Annotated in this window: 17 protein-coding genes; 12 read left to right on the top strand and 5 right to left on the bottom strand. The window is 60.5% G+C overall.

Annotated features, from left to right (window positions below; translation table 11 throughout):
- The first annotated feature begins 11 nt into the window (after nucleotides 1–11).
- Nucleotides 12–1,256: an FAD-dependent oxidoreductase gene (locus tag BN32_RS06135; protein WP_051488440.1), complete on the top strand. Its 1,245-nt coding sequence runs from the start codon at nucleotides 12–14 to the stop codon at nucleotides 1,254–1,256.
- On the opposite strand, the gene BN32_RS06130 is transcribed toward BN32_RS06135, so the two are convergent.
- The 3 genes from BN32_RS06130 to parE are packed head-to-tail and all read right to left on the bottom strand — an operon-like array spanning nucleotide 1,257 to nucleotide 4,377.
- Entirely contained in the window at nucleotides 1,257–2,027 is a 771-nt protein-coding gene (locus BN32_RS06130) for an SDR family NAD(P)-dependent oxidoreductase (RefSeq protein ID WP_040426047.1), read from the bottom strand.
- 60 nt (nucleotides 2,028–2,087) lie between these two features.
- Nucleotides 2,088–2,276 carry a hypothetical protein gene (locus BN32_RS06125; RefSeq protein ID WP_019197246.1) on the bottom strand — a complete coding sequence of 63 codons (189 nt, stop codon included), beginning with the start codon at nucleotides 2,274–2,276 and terminating at the stop codon, nucleotides 2,088–2,090.
- A gap of 49 nt (nucleotides 2,277–2,325) precedes the next feature.
- Nucleotides 2,326–4,377, bottom strand: a complete 2,052-nt coding sequence (gene parE / locus BN32_RS06120) for a DNA topoisomerase IV subunit B (RefSeq protein ID WP_019197245.1) — start codon at nucleotides 4,375–4,377, stop codon at nucleotides 2,326–2,328.
- Between the two features lie 174 nt (nucleotides 4,378–4,551).
- Here parE and BN32_RS06115 point away from each other — a divergent pair, with 174 nt between their 5' ends.
- The 4 genes from BN32_RS06115 to argC all read left to right on the top strand — a co-directional run bounded on the left by BN32_RS06115 (nucleotide 4,552) and on the right by argC (nucleotide 8,213).
- A complete protein-coding gene (locus BN32_RS06115) occupies nucleotides 4,552–5,070 on the top strand; it encodes a DedA family protein (protein ID WP_019197244.1) in 519 nt (172 codons plus the stop codon).
- Nucleotides 5,071–5,253: 183 nt separating this feature from the next.
- Entirely contained in the window at nucleotides 5,254–6,243 is a 990-nt protein-coding gene (locus tag BN32_RS06110; RefSeq protein WP_019197243.1) for an MBL fold metallo-hydrolase, read from the top strand.
- A 228-nt stretch (nucleotides 6,244–6,471) separates the two neighbouring features.
- Entirely contained in the window at nucleotides 6,472–7,158 is a 687-nt protein-coding gene (locus BN32_RS06105) for an FMN-binding negative transcriptional regulator (RefSeq protein ID WP_019197242.1), read from the top strand.
- Complete coding sequence (gene argC / locus BN32_RS06100) at nucleotides 7,155–8,213, top strand: N-acetyl-gamma-glutamyl-phosphate reductase (protein ID WP_019197241.1); 1,059 nt, start codon at nucleotides 7,155–7,157, stop codon at nucleotides 8,211–8,213. Before BN32_RS06105 ends, argC begins: the two co-directional genes overlap by 4 nt.
- A gap of 87 nt (nucleotides 8,214–8,300) precedes the next feature.
- Here the strand turns inward: argC and BN32_RS06095 are convergent, their stop codons facing one another.
- Together BN32_RS06095 and BN32_RS06090 are read right to left on the bottom strand one after the other, a co-directional pair.
- On the bottom strand, nucleotides 8,301–8,699 hold the full coding sequence (locus BN32_RS06095) for an MAPEG family protein (RefSeq protein ID WP_019197240.1): 399 nt from the start codon (nucleotides 8,697–8,699) through the stop codon (nucleotides 8,301–8,303).
- Nucleotides 8,700–8,855: 156 nt separating this feature from the next.
- Entirely contained in the window at nucleotides 8,856–10,673 is a 1,818-nt protein-coding gene (locus tag BN32_RS06090) for a PHA/PHB synthase family protein (protein WP_019197239.1), read from the bottom strand.
- 280 nt (nucleotides 10,674–10,953) lie between these two features.
- Between BN32_RS06090 and BN32_RS06085 the strand changes: the two genes are divergently transcribed.
- The 7 genes from BN32_RS06085 (at nucleotide 10,954) to recJ (ending at nucleotide 18,404) form a co-directional block, all read left to right on the top strand.
- Entirely contained in the window at nucleotides 10,954–11,241 is a 288-nt protein-coding gene (locus tag BN32_RS06085; protein ID WP_019197238.1) for a hypothetical protein, read from the top strand.
- A 380-nt stretch (nucleotides 11,242–11,621) separates the two neighbouring features.
- On the top strand, nucleotides 11,622–12,839 hold the full coding sequence (locus BN32_RS06080; RefSeq protein ID WP_019197237.1) for an LL-diaminopimelate aminotransferase: 1,218 nt from the start codon (nucleotides 11,622–11,624) through the stop codon (nucleotides 12,837–12,839).
- Nucleotides 12,840–12,946: 107 nt separating this feature from the next.
- Nucleotides 12,947–14,269 (top strand): homoserine dehydrogenase, encoded by a 1,323-nt coding sequence (locus BN32_RS06075; protein WP_019197236.1) that lies wholly within the window; start codon nucleotides 12,947–12,949, stop codon nucleotides 14,267–14,269.
- A gap of 54 nt (nucleotides 14,270–14,323) precedes the next feature.
- Nucleotides 14,324–15,322, top strand: coding sequence for a class II fructose-bisphosphatase (glpX, locus tag BN32_RS06070; protein WP_019197235.1), 999 nt, complete (start codon nucleotides 14,324–14,326; stop codon nucleotides 15,320–15,322).
- A gap of 13 nt (nucleotides 15,323–15,335) precedes the next feature.
- Nucleotides 15,336–15,785 (top strand): GNAT family N-acetyltransferase, encoded by a 450-nt coding sequence (locus BN32_RS06065; protein WP_019197234.1) that lies wholly within the window; start codon nucleotides 15,336–15,338, stop codon nucleotides 15,783–15,785.
- Nucleotides 15,786–15,794: 9 nt separating this feature from the next.
- Nucleotides 15,795–16,505 (top strand): haloacid dehalogenase type II, encoded by a 711-nt coding sequence (locus tag BN32_RS06060; protein ID WP_019197233.1) that lies wholly within the window; start codon nucleotides 15,795–15,797, stop codon nucleotides 16,503–16,505.
- A 57-nt stretch (nucleotides 16,506–16,562) separates the two neighbouring features.
- On the top strand, nucleotides 16,563–18,404 hold the full coding sequence (recJ, locus tag BN32_RS06055; RefSeq protein WP_019197232.1) for a single-stranded-DNA-specific exonuclease RecJ: 1,842 nt from the start codon (nucleotides 16,563–16,565) through the stop codon (nucleotides 18,402–18,404).
- The last annotated feature ends 19 nt before the right edge of the window (nucleotides 18,405–18,423 follow it).

The following is an 18,423-nucleotide window of genomic DNA, read 5'->3' as shown; positions in this document are numbered from 1 at the left end:
AGGGAACGTCTATGTCCTTCGAGAGCCCAAGCGAACCTGCCAGGCGCTCTCTCGCGGTACAATGCTGCATTGTGGGCGGTGGGCCGGCCGGAATGATGCTTGGCTATCTGCTTGGCCGAGCGGGCATCAAAACCGTTGTTCTCGAAAAGCATGCGGACTTCTTTCGCGACTTCCGTGGCGACACGGTTCATCCATCGACCATGCAGGTGATGCTGGAACTAGGCCTCCTCGACGATTTCCTGAAAATTCCGCATCAGCAATTGACGCAGATGCAGGGCATGTTTGGCTCAACGCCGGTGCAGATCGCCGACCTGTCGCGGCTGAACACCGCGTGTCCCTTCATCGCGCTGATGCCGCAATGGGACTTTCTCAATTTTCTCGATACAAAGGGCGCGCGGTTTCCAGGCCTTCAGGTTCTGAAGTCGACCGAGGCAACCGAACTCGTTAGGGACGGCGCACGCATAACCGGCGTCGTTGCTGCCACGCCCCAAGGGCCGCTTCATATTTCGGCTGACTTGACGGTGGCTTGCGATGGCCGTCATTCGATCCTGCGAGAGCAGGCCGGCCTCAAGATCGAGGATATCGGCGCGCCGATCGATGTACTCTGGTTTCGCGTTGGGAAACGCAAGACCGACAGCGATGGTATTTTCGCGCGCCTGCATCGTGGTCAGATGATGGTGACGATCGATCGCGACGACTATTGGCAATGCGCCTATGTGATCGCCAAAGGCAGGATCGACGACATCAAGGCGCGGGAAATCGATGCGTTTCGCGAGAATGTCGTATCGTTGGTGCCAATTCTGCGCGATCACATCGATGATGTAAAAAGCTGGGATGACGTCAAGTTGCTCACAGTTCGAATCGATCGACTGACGCAATGGGCGTTACCAGGGCTGCTCTGTATTGGCGACGCTGCACATGCAATGTCGCCGGTCGGGGGCGTCGGAGTCAATCTTGCGGTACAGGATGCGGTCGCTGCCGCGAACATCCTGTTCGACAAATTCGGGGCAGGAGGACCATCGATCGAGGACCTCGAAGGGGTTCAGAAGCGCCGCCTGTTTCCGACGCGGATGACGCAGACCATGCAGACCGTCGTTCAGGATCGCATTATCAATCGCGCGTTGTCCGGCGAAGATCTAAAGCCGCCGCTCGCTGTGCGCGTGATCAATGCGCTGCCATGGCTTCAGGGGCTCACGGCCCGTCTGCTCGGCATTGGTGTTCGGCCGGAACACGTGCACTCTCCCGAGAAGACATGATCATCCTTGTGTGGAATAGCCGCCATCCACCGGGATCGCCGTGCCGGTGACGAAGTCGGATGCGGCTGATGCGAGAAACACCGCGGTGCCAGCCAGATCGTCGATGTTGCCCCAGCGCTTTGCTGGCGTGCGGTTCAGGACATTGTCGTTAAGTCCCGGAATTTGCTCGCGCGCGGTCCGGGTGAGGGCGGTGTCGATCCAACCCGGCAGGATCGCGTTGGCCTGAATGTTGTCCGCGGCCCACGACAACGCGATCGACTTGGTGAACTGCACGATGCCGCCTTTGCTCGCGGCATAAGCGGGCGCGAAGCTCGCGCCGAAAATCGACATCATCGAGCCGATGTTGATGATCTTGCCGCCACCGGCTTCCTGCATCGCCGGATAGACCGCTTTTGAGCAGATGAAGGCGCTCGTGAGGTTGGTGTCAATCACCGTGTGCCAGTCCTCGAGACTGAGCATGTGGGCTGGATGCCGGACACTCATTCCCGCATTGTTGACGAGAATGTCGAGGCTGCCCAACTGTTTCAATGTGGCTTCGACCATGTCGGCAACAGAGGCTTTGTCGGTTACGTCGACGGCAATTGCCAGCGCCTTGGCGCCAAGCGTTTCGATATCGCGAACTGCATCTTCGGACTTTGCCTTGTTGCGCCCTGCGATGACAACGCTTGCGCCCGCCCGGGCAAGACCGCGGGCCATGCCGAGGCCGATACCGCCATTGCCGCCGGTGACGAGGGCAACCTTGCCGGTGAGGTCGAAGGGAGTTTTTTGCATATTGGCTCCGTTGCGGTCTTCGCCGCTCGCGGAGATCAAATCATATCGAAACGATATCGCCTAGCTGCCTCGCATGAACGCGATCAAGAGCAGTCCGGCGAGGCTGAGTGCAGCACCGTAATAGGCCCATTGGATTTGGCTGATCATGAAACTGGTCTGCGGCCAGTTCACGTAACCGGTGCCCTGGCCGATCCAGAGCAAGCCGATGATCAGTGCGAGTGTGCCGACGGCGAGGAGGAATGTTCTCATATGAACACTACGCCTCCTTCCGGAATTGGTTTCATCCGCGCATGGCGGTTTACACGTCCAGCAAGTCTTCGCTGGCAAATTCCGCCTTGTCGGAAATGAACGCAAAGCGGGCCTCGGCCTTGCTGCCCATCAGGCGCTCGACGGAATCCGCAGTACCTTCGCGGTCGTCCGGCAGCAGCACGACCCGCAGCATCGAGCGCTTCGTCGGGTCCATGGTGGTTTCCTTCAACTGCGCCGGCATCATCTCGCCGAGGCCTTTGAAGCGCCCGATATCGACCTTGGCGTTAGCGTGGAATTCCTTTTTCAGAAGTTCATCGCGATGCGCCTCGTCGCGCGCGTAGACCGTCTTGGAGCCGTGCGTAAGGCGATAGAGCGGTGGCACGGCGAGATAGAGATGACCTTCGTCGATCAGGCGCGGCATCTGCCGATAGAAGAACGTGATGAGCAGCGAAGCGATATGCGCGCCGTCCACGTCCGCGTCGGTCATGATGATGATGCGGGAATAGCGCAAGTCCTCTTCGCGATACTGTGCTCCTATCCCGGCGCCGATGGCCTGAATAAGATCGGCCAGCTGCGCGTTCGAGGTCAGCTTGTCCTTGGTTGCCGATGCGACGTTGAGGATCTTTCCGCGTAGCGGCAGGATCGCCTGCGTCTTGCGGTCGCGCGCCTGCTTGGCGCTGCCGCCTGCCGAGTCGCCTTCGACGATAAAGAGTTCGGACCCTTCAGTAGCGCTGTTGGTGCAGTCGGCGAGCTTGCCGGGCAGCCGCAGTTTCTTCACGGCGGTCTTGCGCGATGTTTCCTTCTCGGCGCGGCGGCGCAGCCGCTCGTCGGCTCGCTCGACCACGAATTCAAGCAGCTTGTTGGCCTGCAGCGGATTGCCGGTTAGCCAGTGATCGAACGGGTCCTTGATAGCCTGTTCGACGATCTTCTGGGCTTCGGCGGTCGCCAGGCGGTCCTTGGTCTGGCCCTGAAACTCCGGCTCGCGGACAAACACAGAGAGCATGGCGGCTGCGCCAACCATCACGTCTTCGGATGTGATGGACGAGCCCTTCTTGCCCTGTCCGATGCGCTCGGCGTAGTCCTTCAATCCGCGCAGCAGCGCGCTGCGGAAACCTGCTTCATGGGTGCCGCCATCCGGCGTCGGTACCGTGTTGGTGTAGGACGACAGGAATCCATCGGCGTCGGCAGTCCATGCGACCGCCCATTCGCAAGCGCCGTGGGCGCCGTTGCGTCCGGACTTGCCTGAGAAAATATCCGGATGCACCAGCGTGTCCGCGTGGATCGCTGCGGCTAGATAGTCCTTCAGGCCGCCGGGGAAATGGAAGGTGTCTTCCGCAGGGACGTCATCAACGCCCTTGAGCAATTCCTTGTCGCAGCGCCAGCGGATTTCGACGCCGCCGAACAGATAGGCCTTCGAGCGCGCCATCTTGAACAGGCGCTGCGGCTTGAAAACGGCCTTCGCGCCGAAAATTTCGCTATCGGGCTTGAAGCGGATGCTGGTGCCGCGGCGATTGTTGATCTTGCCGAGTTCTTCGAGCTTGCCCTTCGGCTTTCCGCGCTCGAAGGTCATCTTGTAGAGCTTCTGGTTGCGCGCGACCTCGACCACGAGTTGCGAGGAGAGGGCGTTCACGACCGACACGCCGACGCCGTGCAGACCACCTGAGGTCTCGTAGACCTTGGAGTCGAACTTGCCGCCCGCATGCAGTGTGCACATGATGATTTCGAGAGCGGACTTCTTCGGGAATTTAGGGTGCGGATCGACCGGGATGCCGCGCCCGTTATCGACGACGGTCAGATAGCCATCGGCTCCGAGATGGACTTCGATGAAAGTTGCGTGGCCGGCCAGCGCTTCGTCCATCGAGTTGTCGATGACTTCCGCGAACAGGTGGTGCAGCGCCTTTTCGTCGGTGCCGCCGATATACATGCCGGGACGGCGGCGAACGGGCTCCAAACCTTCGAGCACCTCGATGTCGCGCGCGGTATAGCCAGCTTCCGCGCCCGAGGGCTTGGCGGCGGCCTTTGCGGCCGCACGGGGCTTCCGATCCGAGGATGCGAACAGATCGGCGTCCGTTTTTTCTTTCTTTTTCAAAGGTTTCTGCATGGTTCTTAAGTCTTGATATATCGTGATCGGGGGGCGAATCGCTGGCTGTTACTATGCCACGGTTGCGGCGGTAAATGTGACGCAGGTGGTTCCCAAACAAGGCGGGCGCTGCCGTGATATGCCGATAACGGGGAACCGGCGGGCTCAATAAAAAGGCCGGAAACGGGACAGTGCATGACTTTTGAAGAAATGACGCGCGGATTGGCCGAATTTGTCCGCGACCATCAGATGTGGGCCATGCCGGTTGTCTTTGCGCTCGCGTTCGCGGAATCGCTCGCTTTTCTTTCGCTGATTATTCCGGCTTGGGGTGCTCTGGTTTCGATCGGCGCGCTCATCGGCGTGAGCGGCATCAGTTTCTGGCCGGTTTGGGTCGCAGCCGGCCTGGGGGCGGCACTCGGAGACTGGGTGTCATATTGGATCGGCGTCAGATTTCACGATCGAATAGCGCACATGTGGCCGATGTCCAGCTTCCCTGACATGCTGCCTCGCGCGGAACGGTTCATGAAGAAATGGGGCGTACTCGGGATTTTCATCGGCCGCTTTTCGGGGCCGCTGCGTGCAACTGTGCCGCTCGTCGCGGGCATTGTCGAAATGGAGTACTGGCACTTCCAGTTCGCGAACTTCACCTCCGCGTTTCTATGGGCCGGCCTGTTGATGGCGCCGGGCATGTTCGGCGTCAAATTGCTCATGTGATTTTGTCTAAACCTTTTTCAAACCCAAACTCTTTCGTGATCGGGAATAGCTGTCGCGACGGCGTGTTAACTTCACGTGTTGGTCACGACGCACACGCTTTGCAAACGACTCGCAACAATGGGCGAGGTTGGACCATCGCGACGCGTGACGGATCAGACGCAAATTGTAATCGGGAGAACGTTCATGACACTGACACGACGCCACGCGCTGACGAGCGCTGCCGCTCTCGCGACGGCTCCTCTGTTGCCCGCACTCCCGGCCAAGGCCGCTGCGCCTGTCGCCGGCAAGCAGAACGCGAGCTTCTATCGTTACAAGGTCGGCGATGCCGAAGTGACCGTGGTTTCTGATGGAGCCACCACGTTTCCGCTTGCTGACAATTTTGTGACGAATGCGAAGAAAGAGGACGTGAGCACTGCGCTTGAAAAAGCATTTCGGCCGCGGGACCAAGTAACAATCTATTTTGGTCCGCTTGTGATCAACACCGGCGGCAAGTTGGTCGTTATCGATACGGGCAATGGTCCCGCCACCTTCGCAAGCAGCAAGGGTGCCGCGGGACAGTTCGCCAGCAATCTTGCTGCCGCAGGGATCGATTCCAAGGCAGTCGATATGGTGGTGATTTCACATTTCCACAGCGACCATGTGAATGGATTGCTCACGGCCGACGGACAGCCTGCATTTCCGAATGCCGAAGTGCTGGTGCCGTCTGTCGAGTGGAAATACTGGATGGACGATGGCGAGATGAGCCGCGCTCCGGCTGGCCGCATGGAAGGCCTGTTCAAGAACAATCGCCGCGTTTTCGAAGCCGGACTGAAGAAGAAGGTCACGCCTTACGACTGGGGCAAGGATGTCGTGCCGGGCCTGCGCGCCGTAGAGACCATCGGCCACACGCCGGGTCACACGTCTTATGTGCTGTCGTCCGGCCCAGACACGGTTTTCATCCAGTCGGATGTTACCAACAATCCGGACCTGTTCGCTCGCAATCCTGGCTGGCAGGCGTTTTTTGATCAGGATGGTCCCCAAGCCGAAGTCACCCGGCGCAAGGTCTATGACATGCTCGCGGCAGACAGGATGCGTGTGCAGGGCTTCCATTACCCGTTCCCCGGCCTCGCCAACATCGAAAAGGACGGCACAGGCTATCGCTGGGTGCCGGCCCCCTGGAATCCGTCCATCTGAGCTGACGGATCGCGACTTGACGGGAATTGGGCGCGGATTTATATCCGCGCCCATGATTTTGAACGCAACCATCATCGCAGCTCGCCGCCGCCGCATTCCCGCGGTATGGGCGGTTGATCGCGTTTAAAGATCACCATCCGTGCCGCCGGAGACAGTCCGCGGCATGCTTCACTCTCCAAAACACGCGGTTTGATCTCAGGCGGCTCCTCGCAAAAGCAGGGGTTTGCAATGTACGTTCTGCCCGCCTTCCGAGTTGACCGCGCTGCTTGCCTCGCGTTCGCCGCCGCGCGTGGATTCGGGCTGGCCTGCGCCCACGACGGCCAGAAGCCGATCGCGTCGCCGGTACCGTTCCATATCGAGTACGCAAACGATGGGACGCCGCTACTTTGCTTTCATCTTGCTCGTCACAATCCCTTTGTCGAATGCGCAGATGGCGTGACGCCATGGTTGTTCGCGGTGAACGAGGCCGATGCCTATGTCTCGCCCGACTGGTACGTTTCACCCGATCAAGTGCCGACGTGGCTCTATCGCTCAGTTCATATGACCGGTGCGGTCCGCGTCATGACCAGCCAACAACTGCCCGATCACTTGAATCAGGCGAGCGCCCGATTTGAAACCGATCTGGCGCCGAAAAAGCCCTGGACGATGGACAAGATGTCGTCCGGCAGACGTGAAGCAATGATGAAGGCGATCGTGGGATTGGTCATGGCCGTTGAGGAGGTCGAGGGCAGCTTCAAGCTGAACCGGCACAAATCGGACGCGGACCACGTTGCGGTGACCCGCGCTTTGGCCCTACAGACATCAGCGGGCGCGGGCACCCTGTCGGCGGCAATGCGCGCTATGCGGCCACAGGCTTTTGCCGCTATTGAAGACAATGAAGTGTTGAGCACTGCGCACGAAGGGACCGCGCCATGAGCACGAAGAAGAAAATCGGCATTCTCGGCGCCTCCGGTTACACCGGGGCGGAGCTGGTCCGGCTGTTGTTGCGCCATCCCCGCGTGGAGATTGCGGTGCTGACTGCCGACCGGCGGGCAGGGCAGATGATGGGCGATGTGTTTCCGCAGTTCGCGCCATATGATCTGCCGCGCCTCGTCACGATCGATGAGGTCGATTGGGCGCAGGCAGGACTCGATCTTGTGTTCTGCGCGCTGCCGCACGCCACCACGCAAAAGGTGCTGAAGGATGTTTTCGCCAAGGCGCCGGACATCAAGATCGTCGATCTGTCGGCGGATTTCCGGCTGGAAGATCCGGCGGCCTATGCCAAGTGGTACGGCCATGAGCATCACGCGCTCGAACTGCAGAAGGAAGCCGTCTACGGGCTGGCGGAAATCTATCGGCGCGACATCAAGAAGGCGCGGCTGGTCGCCAATCCCGGCTGTTACACAACATGCGCGCAATTGCCGCTGATCCCGCTGCTGAAGGCCAAGGCGATCGAACCGGACGAAATTGTCATCGACGCCAAGTCCGGCATGACCGGTGCTGGGCGTTCGGCGAAAGAGGAGATGCTGTTCTCGGAAGTGTCCGAAGGCTTCAACGCTTATGGCGTCGGCCAGCATCGGCATATGGCCGAACTCGATCAGGAGTTCTCGAAGGCAGCTGGCAAGGATGTCGTCGTATCATTTACGCCGCATCTTCTGCCGATGAACCGCGGCATCTTTTCGACCATCTATGTGCGGGGCCGGCGGGGCAAGATCGCGCAGGACCTTCACGAGATACTGGTCAAGCAATACGAGAAGGAGCCGTTCGTGCACGTCCTGCCGTTCGGCAAGACCCCGCACTCTCGGCATGTGCGCGGCTCGAACATGACGTTCATTGGCGTGGCCGCGGATCGCATCGCCGGGCGGGCGATCATTGTCTCGACGCTCGACAACCTCACCAAGGGCGCTTCGGGCCAGGCTGTGCAGAATATGAATCTCGTGCTTGGCTTCCCGGAGACGGCGGGCATCGATCAGCCGCCGATGTTTCCGTAAGACATCACACAGCGAACATGAAAGAAAAGGGACGGCGGTGAGCCGTCCCTTTTGCCCTTACTGCATTGAGCCGTCGTACTTCCGAGATCAGAGAATCTTGAAAATCGCCAGCGCGAGAACCGCCTGCGCGATGAACCCGACCGTGAAGGCGAGGGTGCGAAGCACTGGAATGCCGAGCGTGTAAACGATCAGATGCGCAACGCGGGACCAGAAATAAACGGCGCACGCGAGCACGGTCCATTTGGTCGAATAGTCGATGGCATTGAGGATCAGGACCAGCGGCGCGAAGATCACCAGATTTTCGACGGCGTTGTCATGGGCGAACATCAGCCGATTGGCCCACTCGGCCTGCGGCTTGTCGTTGCGCGACGGGTTCGCCATTGCGCCGCCGAGGCCGCGCACCTGACAGCGATTAACGATGTAGGGCACCCATAGCAGGCCGGTGAAAATAACGGTCAGCGTCAACCAGAACAGTTCACGGGTCATCGACGTTCTTCCTTCCAATCTTGCAAGGCCTGCCCGGAGGCGGGTGGAAATGCCTTCACCGTCCCGTCGTGTAACGGGGCGAGTCGACGAAGCAAATAACGTTTGAAGTCATAAACGATTGGCGGTGCAAGGCCAATGTCGCGGCAGGCGTTATTCTCAGGCGCGGACCCGGACATAGCTTCCCGGCGCATCTTCGATCGCTTCCAAAGGCCCGGAGCCGGGCACGCGGGCGGGGACCTGTTCGGCGTCGATCGACTCCATCCAAGAGCGCCAATCCGGCCACCACGACCCTTTGTGCTCCTGCGCATCCTTGACCCAGTCCGCGAGCGTGATGTCTCCGATACGGTCATTGGTCCAGTACTGGTACTTATCGAGTTCCGGTGGGTTGACCACGCCGGCGATGTGGCCCGATCCCGCCAACACGTATTTGACCGGGCCGCCGAAGAACTGCGAGCCATAGAGCACGGATTCAGCGGGCGCGATGTGATCTTCCTTGGTGGCGAGATTGTAGACTGGCACCTTCACCTTTGAGAGATCGAGCTGGGTGTTGTCGATGGCCATGGTGCCGGTGGAAAGCCGGTTCTCGAGATAGCAGTTGCGCAGATAATAGGAATGGTTCGCCGCAGGCATGCGGGTGGCGTCTGAATTCCAGTGCAGCAGGTCGAATGCTGCAGGTTCCTTGCCCTTGAGGTAGTTGCTGACGACGTATGACCAGATCAGATCGTTCGAACGCAGCATGTTGAAGGCCATCGCCATCTTGCTGCCTTCGAGGACACCAGCCTGTTTCATGTCGCGTTCGAGATTCGAAATCTGGCTCTCGTCAACAAATACCAGCAGATCACCTGCATGGGTGAAATCGACCTGCGCTGCGAGGAACGTCGCTGAGGTCACACGGACCTGACGCTTCTCCGCCAGCCACGCCAGCGTGGTCGCGAGCAGCGTGCCGCCGACGCAGTAACCCATGGTGTGGACGCGCATCTCGCCCGTGGCTTTCTCGATGACATCCATGGCCGTCAGAGGACCCTGGCGCATGTAGTCCTCGAAGGTCTTGCCGCCGAGCGTCTTGTCAGGGTTGACCCATGAGATCAGGAACACCGTGATGCCCTGATTGACGCACCACTGGACGAACGACTTCTGCCGGTTGAGATCGAGAATGTAGAACTTGTTGATCCACGGCGGCACGATCAGAAGCGGCGTGCGCAGAACAGTTTCAGTCGTCGGCGTGTACTGAATGAGCTGCATGATCTCGTTCTGGTAGATGACCTTGCCCGGAGTCAGCGCAAGGTCGCGGCCGACTTCCAGATTGCCCGCGGACTGACGGATTTTGAGCGTGCCCTGACCAGCCTCGATATCTTCCGCAAGCATTGTCATGCCGCGGACAAGGTTGTCGGCATTGCTTGCGAGCGTTTGCCGCAGCACTTCCGGATTGGTCAGCACGAAGTTGGACGGCGAAATCGCGTTGGTGACCTGCTGAACGTAGAACTCTGCTTTTTTCCGCGTGTGAGGATCGAGACCATCGGCGTTCTTGACCAGGTCATTCGCGCACTGTGTGGTGAGCAGATAGGCCTGCATCATGAAATCAAAAAACTGGTTGGTCTTCCATTCAGGGTCATGGAAACGCTTGTCGCGCGGGGACGGTTCGGCAGCGGGTGTCGTCACCTCTCCGGACAGGCGGCGCGCAGCACTGGTCAGCAAATCCAGATAGGCCTTGCCGAACTTCATCTGCACGTTGGCGGCGCGATCTTTGTCAGAGAGCCAGTACTCTGCGACCGATGTAAACGTCTTCACCAGTTCGTTCAGTTCGCCAGGGGGGCGGCCCCTGTCTTCGCCGTTCTCGCGCGGCTTCAGATAGGCGGAGAGGGCACGACCGCTTGATTCAAGTGCGCGTGCAAGATTTGCCGAGAACGCTTCCGGGTCGAAGCCTTTCGTGGCGCCGGTGTCGCCGGCCTCGGTGCTTAGCAAGGTGTCACTCATCGCTTACTTCTGAACTCTCGTTTCGATCGGCGAGCTTTGTGAATTCGCAAGATCATCATGGCATAGTTCGGATCGGCTTGCTGATTTGCATGTGCTGCGTTGCGGCATGATTAATACTTCGGTCACATTAGAGCCTCATGAACACTGTCTGCTCCGCGACGACGATTAGTCGGGATTAACGCTCTCCACCGACGTTGAGTTCGCATCGCCTGCGTCAACACAGAGCAGGAATCGTGCCGATTGAAACCAGAGGACGTGGATTTTTTCCGTGGGATGCCAAATGCAGCAGGTTCGGCAATCGTCGGCTTTGGCCGGCTTGTTGCTGCTTGGCCTCGTGCTCGGCGGTTGTGCGTCCACTATCGCTGACGCGCCCCTGTTAGGGCTGCCCGCCAATACGCCGGCCCGGCCCGCGACCCCGGCTGAGTATCTGCCCGTGCATGATTTACCGGCTCCCCGCCAGGAAACGGTGCTCGATCAGGCTCAGCAGGACAAGCTGGAGAAGGATTTGCTCGCGGCCCGTGATCGCCAGGCCTCCGGTGCTCAAGCCGCCCAACGCCGCAGCAACTAGTGTCCTGAATCCGAAGTTCGCCTCCCTTTTTCGGCGTATTCCATAGCGAACTTCGGATTCAACAGGACACTAGAAGTCTATAATTTAGTGTGGTTTTGGCTCGCAAGTCCGCAAAGGAACGCGCTGCAGAAATAGTGCGGGCTTGCGAGCCACCACACTAGATTTACGCTTCGCCGCAACTCCCGGTGGTGCTAAAAAGACCACGATTCATTCGCAAAAATACAAATTCTGGCGCGGGTCACCCCCGCAATGCGTTCGAATCCGCTTAATATGCTGAAATTCCGCACCTTCTAACCACCGTGCCGAATTCCACTTCGGTGCAAAACACGTTACTGATCTCGTCGTTATCGCCGGTTTGACCGGCTCCCGGAGCCCGACCCATGGAAGAGTTTTACCGTATCCGCCGTCTGCCGCCTTACGTATTCGAGCAAGTCAATCGGGCCAAGGCGGCCGCGCGGAACGCCGGGGCCGATATCATCGATCTGGGCATGGGAAATCCGGACCTGCCGACCCCCCCGCACGTGATCGAAAAACTGAAGGAAACGCTCGGCAAACCGCGCACCGACCGTTATTCGGCGTCGAAAGGTATCGTAGGACTGCGTCGCGCGCAGGCTGCCTACTACGAGCGCCGCTTTGGGGTGAAACTCAATCCGGAAACCCAGATCGTTGCCACACTCGGTTCCAAGGAAGGCTTCGCCAACGTCGCGCAGGCCATTACGTCACCCGGTGACGTGGTGCTGGTGCCGAACCCGAGCTACCCGATCCACGCCTTCGGCTTCCTGATGGCGGGCGGCGTAGTTCGCTCCGTTCCCGCCGAGCCGACGCCGGAATTGTTCAGCGCACTCGAGAAGGCGATCATTCACTCGATCCCCAAGCCGATCGCGATGATCGCGTGTTATCCGTCGAATCCGACGGCCTATGTCGCATCGCTTGATTTCTACAAGGACCTCGTCGCATTCGCGAAGAAGCACGAGATCTTCATTCTGTCCGATCTGGCCTATGCGGAACTGTATTTCGATGGCGTGCCGCCGCCGTCGGTGCTGCAGGTGCCCGGCGCGATCGATGTGACCGTCGAATTCACCTCAATGTCGAAGACGTTCTCAATGGCGGGCTGGCGCATGGGCTTTGCCGTCGGCAATGAGCGGATCATCGCGGCGCTGACCCGCGTAAAGTCGTACCTCGACTACGGTGCCTTCACACCGGTCCAGGTCGCGGCGACCGCTGCGCTGAACGGTCCGCAGGACTGCATCAAGGAAATGCGCGACACCTACCGCAAGCGCCGCGACGTGCTGGTGGAAACCTTTGGCCGGGCGGGCTGGGATATTCCGCCGCCGGCGGCGTCGATGTTCGCCTGGGCGCCGTTGCCGGAGAAGTTCCGCGAGGTCGGCAGCATGCAGTTTGCCACGCTGATGGTGGAAAAATCCGGTGTCGTGGTGTCGCCCGGCGTCGCCTTCGGCGAGCATGGCGAGGGCTTTGTCCGCATCGCGATGGTGGAAAACGAGCAACGAATTCGCCAGGCCGCCCGCAATATCCGGCGTTTCCTTGAAACTGGCGTTGAATCGTTGCACAACGTGGTTCCTCTCGCCAACCGGCGGTAGGCCTGATTCCGAAAAGCATGCCCTCGGACTCGCCCCGAGGGTGGAACCGGTTTTCGGACCCGATCATGCCTAGTTAACTCGAGTTTTTCCGGCAGGTTTTCAGCAAAATGGTCGCACCACTCAAGGTGGGTATCGCGGGTCTCGGCACCGTGGGTGCCGAGGTAGTCCGCCTGATCGAGAGTCAGAGCAGGGCCCTGTCGGCGCGGTGCGGCCGTGGCGTCCGGGTTGTCGCAGTGTCTGCCCGCTCCAAGGCCAAAAAACGTGGCCTTGATTTGCGCGGCCTCGAGTGGGCTAAAAACCCGCTGGCGCTGGCGAATGATCCGAAGATCGATTGCTTCGTGGAACTGATGGGCGGTTCCGGCGAGCCCGCGTTGTCTGCGATCGAAGCGGCGCTGCGGAACGGCAAATCGGTGGTCACCGCGAACAAGGCGCTGATCGCCAAGCACGGTTCGCGGCTCGCTGCGCTGGCCGAAAAGCACGGCGGCGCGCTGAACTACGAAGCCGCGGTGGGCGCGGCGATCCCAGTCATCAAGACGCTGCGGGAAGGCCTCGCCGGCACCGGCATCAACCGCGTCTACGGCATTCTCAACGGCACCTGCAATTACATCCTGACACGGATGGAGCGCGAGGGGCTGTCGTTCGCGGAATGCCTCAAGGACGCGCAGCGCCTTGGCTACGCCGAAGCCAACCCGTCGTTTGACGTCGATGGACACGACACCGCGCAGAAGCTTGCCATTCTCGCCAGCCTCGCGTTCGGCACCAAGGTGAACCAAAGCGCGGTTTACGTTGAAGGCATTTCGTCGATCGCTCCGGAAGATCTGCGCGCTGCCGAAGAACTTGGCTATCGCGTCAAGCTGCTTGGCGTCGCAGTGCGGACCGAATCCGGCATTGAGCAGCGCGTGCATCCGACCATGGTGCCGCGTTCTTCCTCGATTGCGCAGGTCATGGACGTGACCAATGCGGTCACCATCGACGGCGAGGGTATCCCGCCGATTACGCTGGTCGGCCCCGGCGCTGGCGGTGCAGCGACCGCTTCAGCGGTATTCGCCGACATCGCAGATGTCGCACGCGGAATCCGTGCCGCGCCGTTCGGGCGGCCGATTGCGAAGCTGAAAATCGCGGTCAAGGCGCCGATGAAGCGTCACGAAGGCGGCTATTACATTCGCCTGATGGCGCGCGACCTTGCGGGAACCGCGGCGACCATCGCGACGCGCCTCGCCGAGCAGAAAATTTCCATTGAATCGATCGTGCAGCGTCATCCTGACGGCGCAGTTGAACCGGTAAATACGCGCGGCAAACCATCGCCAGTGCCTGTCATCCTCATCACTTACGCAACCACTGAAGATGCAGTGCGCCGTGCCCTGCATGCCGTCCAGCAAGATCGGGTGATAACCGGCCGTCCGCAGGTCATCCGCATCGAAAAGAACTGATAGGGTCCGGTCAGCCGGGTCCATCGCCACGTTAGTTGTCTTGGGAGTTAGCCTATGTCCGTTACGATTTCCGTTCCGCCGCAGCTGTTGCTGGAACGCATTCTCACTCTCGAAATCGTGCGCGTGACTGAGCGTGCTGCGGTGTCCGCTGCACGCCTCCGGGGCCACGGCAACGAGAAAGCCGCCGACCAGGCGGCGGTGGACGCGATGCGGCGCGAGCTGAACAAGATTCCAATTCAGGGCACCGTCGTGATCGGCGAGGGAGAACGCGACGAAGCGCCGATGCTGTTCATCGGTGAAAAAGTCGGATCCGATGCCGGTCCTCAAGTTGATATCGCGGTCGATCCGCTCGAAGGCACGACGCTGTGCGCCAAGAACATGCCGGGCGCGATTGCGACCATGGCGATGGCGGAGGGCGGCACGCTGCTGAATGCCCCCGACGTCTACATGCAGAAAATCGCTGTCGGTCCGGGTTATCCGAAGCACGTGGTCGATCTCGACGCGCCGCCGGCTGAAAACATTCGCCGTCTCGCCCGAGCCAAGGACGTGCATCCGTCTGCGATCACCGCGCTGGTGCTGGACCGTCCGCGCCACGCCGACATCATCAACGCGATCCGCTCGACTGGCGCGGCTGTGCGCCTGATCACTGATGGCGACGTCGCTGGCGTCATCCACACTGCAGATTCGGACAACACCGGCGTCGATATCTATATGGGCACGGGTGGCGCGCCTGAGGGTGTGCTTGCTGCAGCAGCGTTGCGCTGCATCGGCGGCCAGATGCAATGCCGCCTCATTCTCGATACCGAAGAGAAGCGCGAGCGCGCGGCAAAAATGGGCGTCAAGGATTTCTCGATGATCTACGGCATTGAGGATATGGTGCGGGGCGACTGCCTGTTCGCCGCGACCGGCGTCACCGACGGCTCGCTGCTGTCGGGCGTCAAGTTTCGCAAGAACGTGATCGAGACCGAGACCGTCGTGATGCGCTCGGTGACCGGCACCGTTCGCATTATCAAGGGCGAGCATCGCCAGTTCGAGAAATTCCACCTCGATTGAGCAGGACATCCCCATGACCGAACGCGTTGTCATCCGGCATCTTCGCGTGGATGAGCGCGAGGCGTGGGAGCCCTTGTGGGCCGGCTATCTCAAGTTCTACAAGGCCACCGTTCCGGCTGAGACAACAGCCGTGACGTGGCAGCGGTTTCACGACGACGCGGAGCCGATGTACGTGCTCGGCGCGTTCGTCGATGAAAAGCTGACCGGCATTGTTCATTTCCTCTATCACCGGTCTTGCTGGACGCTCGGCAACTACTGCTATCTGCAGGACCTGTTCGTGAACGAAGGTGCGCGGGGTCACAGCGTGGGCCGCAAGCTGATCGAGGCCGTTTACGAAAGGGCCAAGGCCGCCGGTGCGAGCAGGGTGCACTGGTTGACGCAGTTCGAGAATGCGCGCGCGCAGATATTGTACGATGAAGTCGCCGACCGGTCGGGCTTCATGCAGTACCGCAAGATCCTCTGAGGGGGTTGGATGTCTGAGATCAAGGCGCTGCTGTTCGATGTCTTCGGCACCGTGGTCAACTGGCGGACCAGCCTGATCGACAACTTCACCGCATGGGGCGCGGCGAAAGGTTTCAAGAGCGACTGGACTGCGCTGGTCGATGCCTGGCGCGGCGCGTACATGCCGTCGATGGACGAGGTCCGCAAGCATCCCGAGCGCGGCTTCGTGATCCTTGACGACCTGCAGCGGCAGTCAATCGAACCGTTGGCGGCAAGGCTTGGTATCACCGGGCTGACACCCGCCGATTTCGACTATCTCACGCGCGGTTGGCACAACCTCAATCCCTGGCCGGACAGCGTCGGCGGTCTGACGCGGCTGAAGACGAAGTTCATTATCGGGCCGCTTTCGAATGGCAATGTCGCGCTGCTGACCAACATGGCGAAGCACGCGGGCTTGCCGTGGGATCTGGTGCTGAGCGCCGAAATTTTCCAACATTACAAACCTGATCGCGAAGCCTATCTTGGCGCAGCGAAGATACTCGGCCTGGCGCCGGGGCAGGTGATGCTGGTCGCAGCTCACAATAACGACCTGGCGGCGGCGCAGTCGTTCGGACTGAAGACAGCTTTCGTGCCGCGCGTGACGGAATATGGTCCCCTGCAGAACCGTGATTTCAAGGCCGATGGAAACTGGGATTTTGTGGTCAAGGATTTCAACGACCTCGCCGACAAGCTCGGCTGTTAGGCTTGTCGCGGCGAATCATTGAACGCTGACGCTTCGTACTTACCTGCGGAAGGCATCATGACGCTCCCTGCATCCGCATTGCCTGTTGAATCGGTCCCCGCCTTTCTTGGCGTGACCCAGTCCGCGACTGGCCGCGTCTGGCGCGACCGGCTGGACCCGCGCGGCGCGGCGAGGGCGCTTGCCATCGCGCAGCGTTATCAGGTGCCGGAAATGCTGGCCCGGATTATTGCGGGCCGCGGAATCGATATCGATGCCGTCGATGATTTCCTCGATCCGACCATTCGCAAACTGCTGCCCGATCCGCTGACGGTGACGGAAATGGAAGCCGCCGCCAAGCGCATTGCCGATGCGGCGGCGCGCGGCGAGAAGGTGGCGATCTTCGGTGACTATGACGTGGACGGCGCAACGTCAGCGGCGTTGCTGACCTGGCATCTGCGTCACTGTGGGCTCGATCCGCTGATCCACATTCCTGACCGCATCTTTGAGGGTTACGGACCCAACGTGGAAGCTGTGCGCGGTCTCGCCAACAAGGGCGCGACGCTGCTGGTTACGGTCGACTGCGGAACGACGAGCATCGAGCCGCTGGCGGAGGCCAAGCGCCTCGGCATGGACGTGGTCGTGATCGATCATCACCAGTGCGGCGACGAACTGCCTGTGGTGGATGCGCTCGTGAACCCGAACCGCCTCGACGATCTGTCGGGCCTTGGGCATCTGGCCGCCGTGGGCCTCGTATTTGTCACGCTGGTGGCGGTGAACCGTGAGTTACGCGCCCGCAACTTCTGGAGCGATGTCCGGCCCGAACCCAATCTGCTCGATGCGCTCCACCATGTCGCACTCGGCACCGTTGCCGACGTTGCCTCGCTCACCGGCCTCAACCGCGCCTTTGTCGCCAAGGGATTGATCGCGCTGCGCCGCCGTGACCACGTCGGCCACACCGCGTTGATGGACGTTTCCCGGCTCAGCGGTCCGCCAGAGGCCTGGCATCTCGGATTCATGCTCGGTCCACGCATCAATGCGGGTGGCCGTATCGGACGTGCGGACCTGGGCGTGCGATTGCTGCTGGAAGGCGACATTTCGGAAGCGGCGCGGATCGCGGCCGAACTGGATCGGCTCAACACTGAGCGCCGCGTCATCGAACAGATGGCGGAAGCACAAGCGGAGGCGGAAGCGCTGGCATCGCTCGGGCTTGACGACAAGGGCTCGGTGATCGTTACGGCGTCCGAGGGCTGGCACCCGGGCGTGGTCGGCCTCGTGGCGTCCCGCCTGAAGGAGAAGTTTTCACGGCCCGCATTTGCCATTGCGCTCGAGCCCGGCGGTATTGGCACCGGTTCGGGGCGCTCCATTCCGGGCGTCGATCTCGGCAAGGTGGTGCGCGAGGCGGTAAATGAAGGAATTCTTCTGAAGGGCGGCGGCCACGCCATGGCCGCGGGCGTGACGCTGAAGAAGGAAAACCTCGCGGAGTTTCGGGCGTTTGTGGAAACGGCGCTCGCCGCGACCGTTGCAGACGCACGTCACGCCAACGAGTTGTTCATCGACGGTGCGGTGAGTGCGCGCGCGGTGACGACCGATTTCGTCACCACCATGAACCGCGCCGGACCATATGGCGCGGGCAATCCCGAACCGCTGATCGCATTGCCGTCCCATCAACTGGTTTTCGCGGATGAGGTCGGACAGGCGCATCTGCGTCTGCGGTTCAAATCGGGTGACGGGTCTTTCGTCAACGGCATCGCGTTTCGCTCGATCGGCCAGAAGCTCGGCAATGCGCTGATCGAAAATCGCGGCCAGATGCTGCATGTCGCAGGATCGCTCACCGTCGACCGCTGGCAGGGCTCCGAGCGCGTGCAGATGCGGGTGACGGATGTCGCCGTGCCGGACCTTGGGCCGAACTTTATTCGGTAGGTCGTCATTCCGGGGCATT

This window comes from Afipia birgiae 34632 (genome assembly GCF_000308295.2).
Lineage (GTDB): Bacteria > Pseudomonadota > Alphaproteobacteria > Rhizobiales > Xanthobacteraceae > Afipia > Afipia birgiae.
This window is presented reverse-complemented; position numbering and strand designations above follow the sequence as displayed.